This window comes from Agrobacterium pusense, assembly GCF_900102105.1.
In the GTDB taxonomy this organism is placed as follows: domain Bacteria; phylum Pseudomonadota; class Alphaproteobacteria; order Rhizobiales; family Rhizobiaceae; genus Agrobacterium; species Agrobacterium pusense.
The window spans coordinates 46,090-62,555 of record NZ_FNBB01000010.1 but is presented as its reverse complement, the minus strand read 5'-3'; the positions used below and the strand labels follow the sequence as shown (position 1 = coordinate 62,555).

Below are 16,466 nucleotides of genomic sequence, written 5' to 3'. Positions count from 1 at the left end.
GGAACGACCACCAAAACGGGAGACTACCTATGGCACTGAAACATTATGGATTGGCGCTCTGCGCTTTCGCATTTGCCGGTTCCACTGCCCTTACCACGGTGACGGCGCACGCGGCCGACAAGGAGATCAGCTGGATCTATTGCGGCGACAAAATGGACCCGATCCACGAAAAATACATCAAGGAATGGGAAGGCAAGAACGAGGGCTGGAAGGTTGTGCCCGAGGTCGTCGGCTGGGCGCAGTGCCAGGACAAGGCGACAACGCTTGCCGCCGCCGGCACGCCCGTCGCCATGGCCTATGTCGGTTCGCGCACGCTGAAGCAGTTCGCGCAGAACGATCTGATCGTTCCGGTGCCGATGACCGAAGACGAAAAGAAGAGCTATTACCCCAACATCGTCGACACGGTGACGTTCGAGGACACGCAGTGGGGCGTTCCCGTCGCATTCTCGACCAAGGCGCTCTACTGGAACAAGGACCTGTTCAAGCAGGCGGGTCTCGATCCCGAAGTGCCGCCGAAGACATGGGCTGAAGAAATAGCCTTCGCCAAGCAGATCAAGGAAAAGACGGGTATTGCCGGTTACGGCCTTCCCGCCAAGACCTTCGACAATACCATGCACCAGTTCATGCATTGGGTTTATACCAACAACGGCAAGGTGATCGACGGCGACAAGGTCACGGTCGACAGCCCGCAGGTTGTCGCGGCGCTGAAGGCCTACAAGGACATCACGCCCTATTCCGTGGAAGGCCCAACGGCCTATGAGCAGAATGAAATCCGCGCCATCTTCCTCGATGGTAAGGTCGGCATGATCCAGGCCGGCTCGGGCGCCGCAACACGCCTGCAGGAAACCAAGATCAACTGGGGTATCGCGACCCTGCCGCTCGGCCCGGAAGCCAAGGGTCCCGGCACGCTGCTCATCACCGACAGCCTGGCGATCTTCAAGGGAACCGGGGTTGAAGAAAAGGCGACCGAATTTGCGAAGTTCATCACGTCGCCCGGCCCGCAGGGCGAATATGAGCTGCAGGGCGGCGCGGGCCTCACCCCGCTGCGTCCGTCTGCCAAGGTAGACGAATTCGTTGCGAAGGATCCCTTCTGGAAGCCGCTGATCGACGGTATCGCCTATGGTGGGCCGGAGCCGCTCTTCACGGACTACAAGGGTTTCCAGGACGTGATGATCGAGATGGTTCAGTCTGTCGTTACCGGCAAGGCAACGCCGGAAGATGCGGCAAAGAAGGCTTCTGGCGCTCTCGAGCAATATAAATAATCCGATTGCAACGGTTGCGGGCGTAATGCCCGCAACCGGTCCGTTTCGCCGTGAGATTGGTCGCCGCCCCCTGTGGCTGCTCTTTCTCGTGTTTTTCAACGGTTCCGGTCTGACGCGGTTTCCGCCTCATGGTCCGGAACGTCTCTGAATGCGGCCAGATTTCGGCCGCTGACGGGAGAGGCAAGTCTTGGGTCAGCTTTATCTCAACAACGTCCGCAAGAACTATGGACATTTCGAAGTCATCAAGGGCGTTCAGCTCGACATCAGGGATGGCGAGTTCGTCGTTTTTGTCGGCCCCTCGGGATGCGGCAAGTCCACTTTGCTGCGCATGATCGCCGGCCTTGAGGATATTTCCGGCGGCGACGTCGTCATCAACGGCGTGAAGGTCAATGAACTGCCGCCGGTCAAGCGTGGTATCGCCATGGTCTTCCAGTCCTATGCTCTCTATCCGCATATGACTGTTTTCGAAAACATCGCTTTTCCTTTGCGCGTCGAAAAGATGGAAGAGGGCAAGATCAAGGACAAGGTGGAGAGCGTCGCAAAGATTCTTCAGCTCGACCAGCGCCTGCAGCAGCGCCCCGGCATGTTGTCCGGCGGACAGCGCCAGCGCGTTGCCATCGGCCGCGCCATCGTTCGTGAACCGAAGATATTCCTGTTCGACGAACCGCTTTCCAATCTTGATGCCGCCCTTCGCGCCGATATGCGCATCGAGCTCACCAATCTTCACAAGACGCTCAAGGCAACGATGATCTATGTCACACACGATCAGGTGGAGGCCATGACCATGGCGGACCGCATCGTTGTGCTGAATGCCGGCGAAATCGCCCAAGTGGGCGCGCCGCTCGAACTTTATCACAAGCCGGCGAACCTGTTCGTCGCGGGGTTCATCGGTAATCCGAAAATGAACTTCCTGAAGGTCACCTGCAAATCCGTCGGTCCCGAGGGTGTAACGGTGGCTTATGAGGGCCAGACGATCACCGTGCCGGTGGAACCTCGCGCTGCTCTGGAAGGCGCCCAGCTAACGCTTGGCATTCGCCCCGAACATACCGGCCTCGAGCCGGCGGATCTCAACATCAAGGTGGCTCCCAGTGTCATCGAGCGGCTCGGTGTGAACACGATTGCCTATGGCGTCGCGCCGACAGGTGAAAATTATTGCGCGCTGCTTTCCGGCTCCGCACCCGTGGTGGTGGACGAGCCCATCGTCACCGGCATCAAGGCATCGGATTGTCACCTGTTCGACGAAAGCGGCATTGCTCTCGAGCGGCGCGTCGATCTTTCCGTCCTCAAGCTGATACAATAACGGCTGGGAGTCGGGCCATGCACTCTGTCCTAACGCGCCCGGCTTTTCCTGATGCGATCGGTGTCCGGCGATTTTTGCCCGTCACCGGGCGAAAAAATAACGCCGGGCTTTTGGCCCGGCGTTCACTGAACTCCAGCATCTCCGTTGGATTACGGCATGGGGTTGGGCATGTAGCCGGTAAAGCCGCTGATCTTCCAGCGTCCTTCATGCAGCCGGCAGTAATAAAGCGTCTGCCACTTCATGACGTCGAAACCGCCATCGGCCCTGCGAATTCCGCCGTCGAATTTCTTGCGAACCAGCGCGGTTTCGCCTTCCACTTCGATTTCCTCAAGCGTGGTGGTGGTGAAGATCGCATGGCGTGGGTCTTCACCAAATTGCTGGGTTTGGAAATCCTTCGCCTGCCGCACCCATTCGTCGCGATAGGCGGCAAGAGAGGGGAAAGACAGGCGCCAGTTGTCAGGATTTGCATCCCGACTGGCATTGATGCCGAGGAAGCCGTCTTCAACGAAATCATCCGCTACCCTGGACCAGTCGGCTGCAAGGAAAGCGTCGATGTCCCGCGTTACCAGCATCTCCCAGATGGAATGGCGGGCGCTGTCGGTTTCGGCGAAGGGGTTTTGGAAGGGATCGCGCATGATTCTGGTCCGTTGTTGAAATTATTTTCAGGAATTGGAAATTTCTCTGGTGATTATTGTTGGCATATGCTCATCTTCCAATCAACAGAGAAAACTGTTTTCATATTGAGGATGTCAGGCGTGTCTTCGGGAGGACGGAACAACGGCGGTTCCCGGCTTTATTCGGTTGACGGGCGGCCTGGATTAGGGTGCATCGGAAACGGGGCCAAGCCTTAAGTTTTGGCGGAACGGAGACCGGTGAGCATGGATATTTTCGCAAGAATACAGGAAGACAGGGGACAATTCTCGCAATCGGAGCGGCGGATTGCCGATATTCTGGTTTCGGATTTCGAATTCGCCGTCAATGCGTCGATCATTGAACTTGCCGCCCGCGCCGAAGTGTCTCCGCCGACGGTGACGCGGTTCTGCCGCCGGCTGGGCTGCCAGAGCTTTTCGGATTTCAAGGTCAGTCTCGCCAAGACGGCTTATGTCGGTATCCGGTACCTCACCTCCGAACCGTCCAGCACCGGCCCCTCGGACGTCGCGGAAGAGGTGCTTGCCAAGGCTCAGGAAGCACTTTTCCTGTTGCACAGGACGCTCGATCCTGCCCTTGCCGATGAAGCGGCGATCAAGATCGCCAATAGCGGCATGATCTATGCCTTCGGCGCGGGCGGCAATTCCTCAATGATCGCTTCAGAAATCCAGAACCGGCTTTTTCGCCTGGGTTTGCGTGTCTCCACCAGCGCCGATCACAGCATGCAGCTGATGATGACCGCCGCGGCCCGAAAGGAGGACGTGATTATCGGCTCCTCCTTTTCCGGCCGCAACATGGAGCTGGTGAAGTGTTTCAGGCTGGCTCGCGACATGGGGGTTACCACCATCGCGCTTACCCAGAGCGACACGCCGCTTGCCGCGGCCGCGGATATGGTGGTGGGTGTCAACGTGCCCGAGGGAAACAATATCTTCCGCCCGACTTCATCGCGCTACGCCTATCTGGCCGCCGTCGATGTTCTGGCGACGCTTGCTGCTTATCACCACCGGCAAAGATCGATGGTGACGTTGCGTCACATCAAGCAGCAGCTCGTGGAGCATCGCGATTCGGATGACAAGCAATTGCTCGGCGACTGAAGGCGGGATGATGAAAACGTGGGCTGCTCGGCCCGAGACCCCGCAACAGGGGTCGTGAAACTTCAAGGGAGTTGCAGGAGATGAAGGACAGGAAAGACCAGCTCGCCATGGTGACCGGCGCGGCAGGTGATATCGGGCGGGCGATTGCCGCGGCGCTTTCTGAAAGCCATGCGAAGGTGGTGCTGGTTGATATCGATGCTGAAGCCCTTTCCAATGCGCTTTCTCTGCTTTCCGGATCCGGTTTCGTTGCAAAAACCTGCGATGTCACCGATCCTGCAGATCTTTCGAGGCTGGCGGCTGACGTCGCGGAGCTGGGCGATGTCGCGACACTCGTCAACAATGCCGGCGCCGCGAGGGCTGTCAGTCTGCACGACACGACCGCCGAAATATGGCGGCAGGACAATGCCCTTAATCTCGAAGCACCGTTTCTCTGCTTTCGCGCTTTTGAAGACGCGCTGAAGCGGACACAGGGTTCCGTTGTCAATATTACGTCGGTCAACGGCATGTCGGTTTTTGGCCATCCAGCCTATAGTGCGGCGAAGGCCGGATTGATCCACCTGACGAAACTCATCGCCGTCGAATACGGGAAATTCGGTATCCGTTCCAACGCTGTCGCGCCGGGCACCGTGCGCACCCAGGCGTGGGAGGCGCGGGCCGCTGCCAATCCCCAGGTCTTCGAGGAGGCGAAGCGCTGGTATCCGCTGCAGCGCATCGTGAAACCCGAAGACGTGGCGAATGCGGTCGCCTTTCTGGCGGGACCGCAGGCGGCGGCCATCAGCGGCGTGTGCCTGCCGGTCGATTGCGGTCTCACGGCGGGGCAGGCGCCGCTGGCCCGCACTTTTTCCCAATCCGAACACTACTGACCGAGCCCTCTCATAGGGTCAAATGCGCAATAAAGGGGAGCATCATGGCGCTCGCAAACTATCGTCTCGAAAATTCATGGCATCCACTGGCGGAATCCGCATCCGGAGGCTTCACCTTCACGCTGATCAATCTTTCCCGAGAGCCGCTGAGGGATTTCCGTATCGTTTACACGTCGCTGACGCGGACGGTAGACAAGCCGGTTTGCGGCAATGCGGTTTATCTGCGCCGTAACGCCAATTTCCATGAATTCGCGCCGCCTGCCGGTTTCGTGCTGGAACCCGGCAAATCCTGGCGTTTCACCGTCGATGGGTTGCTGAGGCCCGCCCGGCATCGCACGGATGGTGCAAAATCCGCCTATATCAGCCTTGCCGACGGCACGCATCGCGCCGTTGATGTCGGGGACCTGATGTTGGACGGGCGTCACAGCGAGCCGGCGCCGGTGCTGCTTCCAGAAGGCAAGCTTGTTCTGCCTTTTGCCATCCAGCCCTGGCCTGCCGAAATCGATGCCGAACCCGGCGACGGCTTTCCCGTCGCGCTCTTCCCGTCGGAAGATGCCAAGGCCAATGAAGTCCTTGCGGTGGAAACCGTGCTTTCGCTGTTCCGCAGGCTATTTGCCGTCGGGCACGTGCCCTTCAGCCTCGCCCCTGTGCATGAGGGAAAGGCCCTGCACTTCAAACAGCATAGCGGACTGGAGGCGGAAGGTTATCGCCTTTCCTTTTCCTCTGACTTTGTTGTCGTGGAATACTCGGCCGCTGCCGGGCTGCAGTATGGCCTGACGGTTCTGGCGCAATTGCTGCATGGCGCGCGTCTCGATCCGAGGTTCCGTTTTCCCGCGTCCGGCACAATCAGCGATGCGCCGCGTTATAGCTGGCGGGGCTGCCACTTGGATGTCTCGCGGCAATTTTATCCGACGCAGGATGTCGTGCGGCTCATCGATATTCTTGCATGGCTGCGCATGAACCGCTTCCACTGGCATCTGACGGATGATGAGGCGTGGCGTCTTGAAATCAAGGCTTATCCGTTATTGACCACGGTCGGCGCCACACGCGGTCCGGATGCGCCGCTTCTGCCGCAGCTTGGCAACGGCGCGGAACCGGTCTCCGGTTATTATACCCAGGACGATGTGCGCATGGTCATTGCCCATGCAGCGGCGCTGAATCTGGAGATCGTGCCGGAAGTCGATATTCCCGGCCATAGTACGGCTGCCCTCGTCGCCTATCCGGAACTGACGGACGGGCAGGAAGCCCCTGACAGCTATCGCTCCGTGCAGGGATATCCTAACAACGCGCTCAATCCGGCCATCGAACTCACTTACGAATTCCTCGGCAAGGTTTTCGACGAGATGGTGGAGCTGTTCCCGTCTCGGCTGATCCACATCGGCGGCGATGAGGTTGCGGACGGATCCTGGCTCGCCTCGCCACTCGCCAAGGCGCTGATGGAAAAGGAGGGACTGGATGGTACTTTCGGTATCCAGTCCCACTTCATGAAACGCATTCAGGCCATGTTGCACGAGCGCGGCCGTCAGCTGGCCGGCTGGGACGAGGTTTCTCACGGCGGCGGCGTCGACCCCTCGGGAACATTGCTGATGGCGTGGCAGAAGCCGGAGGTCGGCCTTGAACTCGCAAGGCAGGGTTACGATGTGGTGATGACCCCGGGGCAGGCCTATTATCTCGACATGGTTCAGGACGAAGCCTGGCAGGAGCCGGGTGCCAGCTGGGCCGGCACCGTTCCGCCTTCCCACACCTACTCTTATGAGGCGATCGGTGATTTTCCAGAGGAGTTGAAGGAGAGGATGAAGGGCGTTCAGGCCTGCATCTGGTCAGAACATTTCCTCAACCGCGCCTATTTCAACCATCTGGTCTTCCCGCGGCTACCGGCCATTGCCGAGGCGGCCTGGACACCGAAGGCGCAGAAGGATTGGTTGCGTTTTGCGGCCATCGTTCCCTTTAGTCCGGTGTATTGAGGGGAAGGTGACATGCGTATTGCCGTTGGTGGAATCCATACCGAGTGCAGCACCTACTCGCCGGTGTTGATGGGGCAGGAGGATTTTCGCGTCTTTCGCGGCGCGGAGTTGCTGGAGGCCGAATATTTCAACTTTCTCGGCGAAGGCGGAGCGGAGGTGCTGCCGCTTCTGCACGCCCGGGCGGTGCCCGGCGGTCCGGTGTCGCGCCCGGCCTACGACGCTTTCAAGCGGGAATTCCTCGAGCGTCTGAAAGCCTCATTGCCCTTGGACGGACTTTATCTCGCCATGCATGGCGCGATGAATGTTGAAGGCATGGACGATGCGGAGGGCGACTGGATTTCAAGCGCCCGCACCGTGGTCGGACCGGATGTCGTCATCTCCGCGAGCTATGACCTGCACGGTAATGTCAGCCAGACGATCATCGATCAACTCGACATATTTGCCGGCTATCGAACTGCGCCGCATATCGATGTGCGGGAGACGATGGTGCGCGCCTGGACGATGTTGATCAGGGCCCTGGAGACAGGGACAAGACCCGGTATCGCCTGGGCGAAAATCCCCGTTCTGCTGCCCGGCGAGAAGACTTCCACGGAAGACGAGCCGGCCAGGAGCCTTTATGCTTTCCTTCCTGATCATGACGCCCGCCCTGGCATCTGGGATGCGAATTTCATGATCGGCTACGTCTGGGCGGATGAACCGAGAGCGACCGCTTGCGCCGTGGTGACGGGAACGGATAAAGCGGCCGCACAGGCAATTGCGGCCGAGATCGCGCAATCCTACTGGGACGCCCGGCAGGATTTTCATTTCGGTCCCGTGACGGAGCCGCTCGCGAAAATTCTGGATATTGCGGAAACGACGACCACCCGGCCGATCATTCTGGCGGACTCGGGCGATAACCCCACTGGCGGCGGTGTGGGCGATCGCGCCGATGTTCTGGCGGCGCTCCTTGCGCGTGACTGGCAGGGTGCATTGGTGGGCGGCATTACCGACAGGCCTGCGGTCGAAGCCTGTTTTGCGGCGGGCGAAGGCGCGATCCTTTCCCTGAAGATCGGCGGAAGTCTTGATCCGAAGAGCCCGTCCGTCACCGTTGAAGCCGAGGTTGTGACACTGGACGATCCCGGTGCGGCGGATCAGCGACAGGCTGTGATCGTCATCGGCGGAATCACGGTCATTCTGGCCGCCCGTCGCCGGCCCTATCACATGATTTCGGATTTTACCCGTCTTGGCTTCGATCCGAAGGACGTGCGGCTTCTGGTGGTGAAATCCGGTTACCTGTCGCCGGAGCTTGCGCCGATCGCCAATCCCAACCTCATGGCGTTGACGGAGGGGGTAATCAATCAGGATATTGAAAATCTTCCCAATCGCCGTCGGGAGGGCGATTTTTATCCCTGGAAGCCGCACTTCGATTACATCCCGAATCCTGCCCTTTCGGTCCGCTGGCGATGACAGCGGTCCGGTAGCTTCAATCCAGCGATCCGGCTTTGCCGGATCATCTCAGGCGAACATCCATGCCGTCGGCTCTTTCCATCGTCATCAACAATCCGTCGATCCGCATCGGGGCGCTCGCCATCCTGTTCTTCGGATTTTCGAATGCGGCGACCGCGCCCTATCAGGCGGTGATCGGCATTCGCGAAATCGGGCTCAGCAACACCGTCTATTCGCTGCTGATGCTGTTTGCCGCCGTCATCAATGTCAGCGCCAGTGTGCTGATGGGCATCGTCGCTGACAGGCTGGGTGAATATCGCAAGCCAATGCTCTATATTGCGCTGTTCGGTGTCAGCGGTTACCTGCTGGTTTATCTCGCCGGTAATGCCACTGCCTTTGTGGCCTCCAAACTCGTGCTTTTGCCAATTTTCGGCGCTATGAATTCGCTGATCTTTGCGCATGTGCGTGCCGACGCCCGCAATCTTTCGACGGGCGAGATGATCGCGGTGAATTCCATCATGCGGGCGACGATCTCGCTTTCCTGGGTGCTGGTGCCGGGGCTTGTGGGGGTATTTCTGGTGAATTCCGGAAACATGCTGACTGCGTTTTTGTTCTCGGGCATCTGCGCGCTCGTCTGTTTTCTGCTGGTGGCCCTCTGCCTGCCGCGCGCCGCCACGCCCGCCTCGGCCAGTACCGAAGCGCGTTTTGGCCTGCGCGCCTCGCTTGGTGAAATCGGATCGCGTCGGGTGCTGCTTCGGATCGTCGCCATCGCATTGATATGCTCGATGCTGCATTTGAACGATTCCGTGCGCTCCCTCATCATTACCGGCCAGGCCAAGGGTACGGTGGCCGATATCGGCATCGTCGCCGGTATCGTCGCCGCGCTGGAAATCGTTTTCATCCTGCTGTGGGGCTGGATAGAAAAGAAGGTGCCCCAGACGCTGACGCTTGCCGCGGGCGCACTGCTTTACGCTGTTTACCTGATCCTGCAGGGGCTCGCATCGGCGCCGTGGCATATCTATGCCCAGACCGTCATCAGCGCACTGGGGGCGGCCGCGATCATCAGCATACCCATCACCTACCTGCAGGAACTGATCGCGGACCGGCCGGGCCTCGGCAGTTCGCTGATCGCCGTCAATATTTTTCTTGGAGCGGGTCTGGGCGCCCTGATTTTTGCCCTTGGCACGCTCGTCTCCAATTATTCGGGAACGTCGATCCTCGGGGCGATCGTCGGGATTGGCGGGGTTTATATGCTCTACGCCCTTGATGGGATCGGTCGCCGCAGGTAACCGCCATCGAATGAAAGAGGCTATGATGATTCTCGAGATTTGCGTGGACGATGTGGCCGGTCTGGAAGCCGCAGTGAGAGGCGGGGCGGACCGTATCGAACTTTGCGCGGCACTGTCCGGCGGCGGGGTCACCCCGTCTGTCGGCTTTATGCACCGCGCTGCGGCTTATGGGTTGCCCGTCAGCGTGATGATCAGGCCACGCGCCGGCGATTTCGTTTTCACGCGTGATGAAGCGGATGTGATGAAACGCGATATAGATGCGGCGCGCGCCGCGGGCCTTTCCGGCGTGGTGCTCGGTGCATCGCGCGAGGACGGCTCCCTCGATCTTCCGTTGCTCGAAGAGCTGCGTCGTCATGCCAACGGTCTGGATGTGACGCTTCACCGGGCTTTCGATGTCGTTCCCGCCATGGATGAAGCCCTCGAGGCCGCCGTTGCGCTGGGCTTTTCCAGAATTCTCACTTCCGGCGGCGCACGTTCAGCGCTGGAAGGGGTGGACACTCTGGCCCGCTTGTCGGAGGTCGCTGCCGGGCGGATCGCCATCATGCCGGGTGCAGGCGTGCGTCCGCAAAGCGTGCAGACGCTGCTTGACCGGCTTCCAATCACCGAAATCCACGCATCCTGTTCCGCCGTTCCTCACTATGATCCGGAAAGCCGCGTGGCGAAGCTCGGTTTCACCGGGGCGGGGCGCAAAGTCACGGATGAGGCAGCGGTGCGTGAACTAAAGGCGATCCTTACCGCTCATCATAAAGCCGATGCAGCGTCCTAGCCGTCCCGGCGGCGCCATCGAGATTGAGGTGGACCGTACCGGGTGGCGGCAGGACGAGCGCCGCCTTGATCGCTTCGGCCATGGAGGCTGGCGAAATATCTTTCTCTTCCAGCACATGGGCAAGCCCAAGCCCGGCCAGCCGCTCCGCACGGGCGCTCTGTTCGGTTTCACCGCCGGCTGCGAAAGGGATGAGGAGCGAACGGCATTTTGCCTGAAGAATATCGCAGACGGTGTTGTAGCCGGCCTGTGATACCGAAAGGCGCGCGCCGGTGAGCAAGCTCGCGAAATCCTTGCGGAAGCGGAAAACGGAGATATTTTCCGGTGCCGCAGCCAATATCGCATCGAAATCCGCCTGTGGCATATTGGGACCGGTGACGAGACACCAGCTCTTGATACCGTCCAGCAGCGGCGCGGCCTCAAGGGCGGCCCGGACAAGGGCCGCACCGACAGCGCCGCCGCCGGCGGAGACCACAATATCGAATTTCTCGACCGGTTCCGGCGGTGGAAGCGGAGCCACTAGGCCGGTATAGACAATACGCTGACGTATCTCGCTGGCGAGGGGAAAGGTATCTTCCAGCCGGGCGAAATCCGGGTCGCCGTGCACGAGCACGGCGTCGAAATGTTTCTTTACGAGCGAGACGGTTTCTTCATCCCGGCCCGGCTTGGTTTTTTCCTGCAAAATATCTCGCAGTGACGCCATGACGAGCGGGCGCGGTTCGCTATCCTCGATCTCATCGAGAAGCGGAAGCAGTTCGAATCGCACCTGCCTGCGGCCGAAGGGAAAAGCCTCGATGATGACGATATCGGGTTTGGCGCCATGATAGGCACCGATCAGCATATCGGTCCTGAGCCTCTTGAAGTCGTCATCCACCGGTTTGCCGGAACTGTCGACCAGGCCGGCAAAACTGCCATCGCTGACGGCAATCGGCGGCAATTCGACATGACGGATGCCTTCACCCGGAAATCCCGGGACAGGCGTTCCGCCCGTCACCAGAACCACGTTGAAGCCATCCGCCTGAAGGGCATTGGCGATGCGGCTGGCGCGGGCTATATGGCCGATGCCAAGAAGATGCTGGACATAAAAGAAAACACGGGGCCGCTTTTCCATCTCGGTCATGTTGTCTTTTCCCATTCGGTCTCGAAGAGCGTCTTCAGTTCGGCAATGCTGGTGCGATGATCGAAGGCGGTGCGCACGCGGTTTTCGGCGGCGTTGCCAAGACGCAGGCGCAATTGCGGATCGGTAATAGCCAAGCGCAGGGCATCTGCGAAGGCCGCTGGATTTTCCGGCTCTGTGAGCAGGCCGTTTTCACCACTGACGAAGAACTCCGGAATGCCCGATATGTTGGTGGAGATGCAGGTCATCGCCTGGCTTGCAGCCTCGACCAGCACGTTGGGAAGACCGTCGCGGTCGCCATCGCTGGTGATACGGCAGGCAAGGGCAAAGAGGTCCGCTTGCCGGTAATTCTCCAGCACCTGCTTCTGGTCCATGGCTCCCGTCCAGACGACCCTGTCGGAGACGCCAAGTTCGTCCGCGAGTTTTTTCAGCGCAGCCAATTCGTCCCCGCCGCCGATATGGGTAAAGCGCCAATGGATATTGCGTGGCAGCGAGGCGAGCGCGCGCAACAGAATATCGATTCCCTTTTTCTTGACCGCACGGCCGACACTCAAAATCCTGACCGGATCCTCGGCATCTGAACCGTCTCTCGCCGGCCGCGGCGTGTCGAAATGCGGGAAACGCGTGAGATCGAGGCCATGATAACTCAGATGTACATTCTGCCTCGCCCCGGAAAGGGTCTGCAGATGCCGAAAGCCGCCGGCAGTGCAGGTCACGGCCCAGCGGGCGCTTTGCAGCTTGGCGGCAAGGTCACGGTCGCTGGAGGTCCAGATGTCCTTGGCGTGGGCCGAAATCGTCCAGGGCGTGCCCGTGATGAGATGGGTATAGGCCGCGACTGAGGCGGGCGTATGGATGAAATGCACATGCAGCCACCCGGCATCCTCCGGCCATTCATTGGCCAGCACGGCCGCCTGACCGAAACGGCGACAGCGGTTGCGGCTGAGATCATGGGGCAGGTCGCTGAGAAACTGGCGAAGCGCCTTGGTGAAGCCCGGCTTTTTGCGACATCCCCACAGGGCTTTCAGCACACGCAGAGGTTCCTCATGCAGATACTCCGGCAGGTAGGTGACGGGCGCGCTGATCTCATCATGAACGGGATGGCGTTTCTTGTCCGTTGGCCGCCGCATGGACATGAGTTCGAGCTTCAGCCCGGCCTTCTCAAGCCCCAGCAATTCCTGGGCGATAAAAGTCTCGGACAGGCGCGGATAGCCCTTGAGGAGCACCACGATTTTTTTTGCATCAGTCACGTTGCGCGCGTCTCTTCTGAACGTTGGTTGCCGAGGCCGGGTTACGCGCTGAGCGTGATCGGCGTCTTGTCGCCCTCGGGCGGCAGCCATTCGGCAATCCTGCGTGATATGTTTTCCAACCCGTCGAGCTTCAGCCCGCACGAATTGACGGATGGCGGCGCGCGGTGCGGCAGGGCTTTGAGGGCGGCCGCCATCTTGGCTGGGTTCTCGGCATCTTCCGGCAGGAGCATGTCGAAAAGACCCAACTCCGATGCGCGGCTGGCGCGGATAAGCTGCTCCTCCCGCGGCACCGTGCGGGGCACGACGAGTGCGGGTTTGTCGAAGGACAATATTTCGCAGACAGTGTTATAGCCACCCATGGAGACCACGGCCTGTGCACCAGCGACGAGATCTTCCATGCGATTGTCGAATTCGATGATTTCGATGTGCGGTATATCGGCTACGCTGCTCATGAAGCGCTGGCGCTGATCCGCCGGCATATAAGGGCCGAGCACGACCAGCGCCTTGTGCGTCAGCTCCGGGTCATGTCGGTAGGCGTTGATGACGTCATCGATCAATTCACTGCCGTCGCCACCGCCGCCTGTGGTGATGAGAAGATAATCGCCTTCCGGCCGATGCGCCGCGGTCTCTGCCTGTGTCTTCGATCTCTGAAGAAAGCCCACGAAATCCATCTTGTCGCGCACCGTCTGCGGAACGTCGAGCCCTGTCAACGGATCGTGGAAATCCGGCGGGCCATAGACCCAGACATGGTCATAGAACTGGCCGATCTTAGTCATGACGTTGTTGCGCTTCCACTCCGCCTCGAGCAGCTGCGGCGCATCCATGACATCACGCAGGCCGATGACGAGCTTGGTGCCCTGTGCCTTGAGATAAGCGAGTGTTTCCTCCACCTCGCCGCGAAGGCCCATGGGCTCCTTGTCGACGATGAAGATGTCAGGCTGGAAGCTTTCGGCGGTATGGTAGATGATGGACCGGCGCATCTTCAGCGTTTCCTGAAGATCGATATGCCTGTCCATCGAGGTGTATTCGCCATTGCGCAGCTTGATGACGCTCGGGATTTTCACGAAATCGACGCGGGCGCGATAATCGAAGGCACCGGCAATGGTAGCCCCTGAAATGATGAGGACGTTGAGACCGCGATAATCCTCCACCAGGGCATGCGCGATGGTGCGACACCGCCGCAGATGGCCGAGACCGAAGGAATCGTGGCTGTACATGAGAATGCGCGCGTCGTTCAAACGGGAGCTCATGGGCCACACCTCTTTTTGCCTTTCACGATGAAGGCGGCTTCGGAAGGGCAGTTTATCAAGGTGTATTCCATTTTATCTGAAGGGGTCCGCAGCATCACGTAGTCCGTCACCGAAGAAATTAAAGGCCAGAATGACGAGAACGACAGGGATCGTCGGGATGAGAAGCCAGGGATATAGCGCAATGACGCTGACGCTGCGCGCCTCCGTGAGCAGAATTCCCCAACTTGTGATCGGGGGGCGCAGGCCGAGGCCCAGGAAGCTGAGCGCTGTTTCGCCAAGGATCATGCCTGGTATCGTCAGGGTGGCCGAGGCGATAAGATGGGACATGAAGCCCGGAATAAGATGTCGGCCAATGATACGCGGTGTGCCCGCTCCCATCAATTGCGCAGCCAAAACATAGTCTTCCTCGCGCAAAGCCAGTAGCTTTGAACGCACGGCGCGCGCTAGCCCGGTCCAGTCCAGCATGCCGAGAATGATGGTGATGCCGAGATAAACGAGGATCGGACTCCAGGTCACCGGCATGATGGCCGCGAGCGCCAGCCATAGCGGAATGCTGGGAATGGATTGCAGGACCTCGATGATGCGCTGGACAATCAGGTCAAACGTGCCGCCGCGATATCCCGCCAGGCCGCCGATCACAATGCCGAGAACGAAGCTCATGGCGACGCCGAGGAGGCCGATGGTCAGCGAAATGCGCGCGCCGTAGATGATACGGGACAGCACGTCACGCCCGAGGCGGTCGGTGCCGAGAAGGAACAGTTCACCGCCTTCTGCCGGGCAAACGAGATGGGTTCTGCCCTCGAAAATGCCCCAGAAACGATAGGTGTCACCCTTGCAGAAGAAACGCAGTGGCTGGATATCGGTCGGCACGTCCCGATAGACACGCCTCAGATTTTCCATGTCGAGCGTCATTTCACGGCCATACACGAAGGGGCCGACAAATTTCCCGTCATTGAAGAGGTGGATGGCCTGGGGCGGGGCGTATATGTGTTCGATATTGCGGGTGTGGAGATTATAGGGGGCGAGGAACTCGCAGATCAGAATCGAGAGGTAAAGCACTACCAGAAAGGCGCCGGACCACACCGCGATCTTGTGCTGGCGGAACTGCCACCACATGAGCTTCAACTGCGAGGCTTTGCTGAAGGCCGCCATGCCAGACGTGTTGGGTTCGATCAGCGACGGGTCGAAGGGCGCGGTCGAGACATAGTGTGGCAGGGCTTCGCCGGGATTCGGAATGGATGAAGTCATTTGACGTTACCACCTCCGAAGCGGATTCTCGGATCGAGTATGGCAAGGGCGATGTCCGACACCAGAACGCCGATCACCGTCAGGAACGCAAGGAACATCAGGAACGAACCCGCCAGATACATGTCCTGGCTTTGCAACGCCCGGATGAGCATGGGGCCGGTGGTCTCGAGCGACAGGACGACGGCAGTAATTTCCGCGCCCGATATGATGGCAGGCAGGATCGAGCCGATATCCGAGATGAAAAAATTCAGGGCCATGCGCAGCGGATATTTGGTCAATACCCTGAAAGGGTGCAGGCCCTTGGCGCGGGCGGTGACCACATATTGCTTCTGTAATTCATCCAGAAGATTGGCGCGCAGGCGGCGGATCATGCCGGCCGTGCCCGCCGTTCCGATGATGAGAACGGGAATCCAGATATGCTCAAGGATCGACTTGAACTTCGCCCAGCTCATCGCCTGGTTCAGATATTCCCGGTCCATCAGATGGCCTATGGAGATGCCGAACCATATGTTGGCGAAGTACATCAGAATCAATGCCAGCATGAAGTTGGGGATGGCGATGCCGAGCAGGCCGAGGAAGGTGAGCCCGTAATCGCCCCAGCTGTATTTATGCGTGGCGGAATAGATGCCGATGGGAAAAGCCAGCAGCCAGGTGACAATGATGGTGACGAAGGAAACCAGAACCGTCAGCCACAGGCGATCTCCCACCACGTCGCTCACGGGTAGCTGATATTCGAAGGAATAACCGAAATCGCCGACAAGCATGCCGGTCGCCCAGCGGAAATAGCGGATCGGGGCGGGCTGATCGAAGCCGTAACGGACGCGCAGTTCCTCGATTTCGGCAAGATTTGCCGTTTCGCCCATCGCGCGCAGCTCAGCGACATAGCTTTCGAAATAATCGCCCGGGGGCAGTTCGATGATGGTGAAAACCAGCATCGAGATCAGGATGAGCGTCGGGATCATGACGAGGACGCGCTTCAGAATATACCGCAGCATA

Annotated in this window: 14 protein-coding genes; 8 read left to right on the top strand and 6 right to left on the bottom strand. The window is 59.5% G+C overall.

The window, feature by feature from the left end; all coding sequences use genetic code 11:
• Positions 1-29: 29 nt before the first annotated feature.
• Both BLU28_RS19895 and BLU28_RS19890 read left to right on the top strand, forming a co-directional pair.
• Positions 30-1,262, top strand: coding sequence for an ABC transporter substrate-binding protein (locus tag BLU28_RS19895; RefSeq protein WP_004443722.1), 1,233 nt, complete (start codon positions 30-32; stop codon positions 1,260-1,262).
• A gap of 187 nt (positions 1,263-1,449) precedes the next feature.
• Positions 1,450-2,562 carry an ABC transporter ATP-binding protein gene (locus BLU28_RS19890; protein WP_022556917.1) on the top strand — a complete coding sequence of 371 codons (1,113 nt, stop codon included), beginning with the start codon at positions 1,450-1,452 and terminating at the stop codon, positions 2,560-2,562.
• 149 nt (positions 2,563-2,711) lie between these two features.
• Here the strand turns inward: BLU28_RS19890 and BLU28_RS19885 are convergent, their stop codons facing one another.
• The gene (locus BLU28_RS19885; RefSeq protein WP_035210261.1) at positions 2,712-3,197 is read right to left on the bottom strand and encodes a hypothetical protein; all 486 of its coding nucleotides are present in this window, start codon (positions 3,195-3,197) and stop codon (positions 2,712-2,714) included.
• A gap of 243 nt (positions 3,198-3,440) precedes the next feature.
• On the opposite strand from BLU28_RS19885, the gene BLU28_RS19880 reads away from it, so the two are divergent.
• The 6 genes from BLU28_RS19880 (at position 3,441) to BLU28_RS19855 (ending at position 10,611) form a co-directional block, all read left to right on the top strand.
• Complete coding sequence (locus tag BLU28_RS19880) at positions 3,441-4,304, top strand: MurR/RpiR family transcriptional regulator (protein WP_006698207.1); 864 nt, start codon at positions 3,441-3,443, stop codon at positions 4,302-4,304.
• Positions 4,305-4,384: 80 nt separating this feature from the next.
• The gene (locus BLU28_RS19875) at positions 4,385-5,167 is read left to right on the top strand and encodes an SDR family oxidoreductase (protein ID WP_077987020.1); all 783 of its coding nucleotides are present in this window, start codon (positions 4,385-4,387) and stop codon (positions 5,165-5,167) included.
• 44 nt (positions 5,168-5,211) lie between these two features.
• Positions 5,212-7,131 (top strand): beta-N-acetylhexosaminidase, encoded by a 1,920-nt coding sequence (locus tag BLU28_RS19870; RefSeq protein WP_077987021.1) that lies wholly within the window; start codon positions 5,212-5,214, stop codon positions 7,129-7,131.
• Positions 7,132-7,143: 12 nt separating this feature from the next.
• Positions 7,144-8,577 (top strand): M81 family metallopeptidase, encoded by a 1,434-nt coding sequence (locus BLU28_RS19865; RefSeq protein WP_077987022.1) that lies wholly within the window; start codon positions 7,144-7,146, stop codon positions 8,575-8,577.
• Positions 8,578-8,639: 62 nt separating this feature from the next.
• Positions 8,640-9,845 carry an MFS transporter gene (locus tag BLU28_RS19860; RefSeq protein WP_022556913.1) on the top strand — a complete coding sequence of 402 codons (1,206 nt, stop codon included), beginning with the start codon at positions 8,640-8,642 and terminating at the stop codon, positions 9,843-9,845.
• Positions 9,846-9,870: 25 nt separating this feature from the next.
• A complete protein-coding gene (locus tag BLU28_RS19855; protein WP_022556912.1) occupies positions 9,871-10,611 on the top strand; it encodes a copper homeostasis protein CutC in 741 nt (246 codons plus the stop codon).
• Here the strand turns inward: BLU28_RS19855 and BLU28_RS19850 are convergent.
• The 5 genes from BLU28_RS19850 to BLU28_RS19830 all read right to left on the bottom strand — a co-directional run bounded on the left by BLU28_RS19850 (position 10,577) and on the right by BLU28_RS19830 (position 16,465).
• Positions 10,577-11,728, bottom strand: a complete 1,152-nt coding sequence (locus BLU28_RS19850; RefSeq protein ID WP_077987023.1) for a glycosyltransferase family protein — start codon at positions 11,726-11,728, stop codon at positions 10,577-10,579. The genes BLU28_RS19855 and BLU28_RS19850 overlap by 35 nt on opposite strands.
• Entirely contained in the window at positions 11,725-12,972 is a 1,248-nt protein-coding gene (locus BLU28_RS19845) for a glycosyltransferase (RefSeq protein WP_048902751.1), read from the bottom strand. Before BLU28_RS19845 ends, BLU28_RS19850 begins: the two co-directional genes overlap by 4 nt.
• A 41-nt stretch (positions 12,973-13,013) precedes the next feature.
• Positions 13,014-14,222 (bottom strand): glycosyltransferase family protein, encoded by a 1,209-nt coding sequence (locus BLU28_RS19840; protein ID WP_022556909.1) that lies wholly within the window; start codon positions 14,220-14,222, stop codon positions 13,014-13,016.
• Between the two features lie 72 nt (positions 14,223-14,294).
• Positions 14,295-15,470, bottom strand: coding sequence for an ABC transporter permease (locus tag BLU28_RS19835; protein ID WP_045533291.1), 1,176 nt, complete (start codon positions 15,468-15,470; stop codon positions 14,295-14,297).
• Positions 15,467-16,465 carry an ABC transporter permease gene (locus BLU28_RS19830; RefSeq protein ID WP_004443698.1) on the bottom strand — a complete coding sequence of 333 codons (999 nt, stop codon included), beginning with the start codon at positions 16,463-16,465 and terminating at the stop codon, positions 15,467-15,469. Before BLU28_RS19830 ends, BLU28_RS19835 begins: the two co-directional genes overlap by 4 nt.
• Position 16,466: the final 1 nt, after the last annotated feature.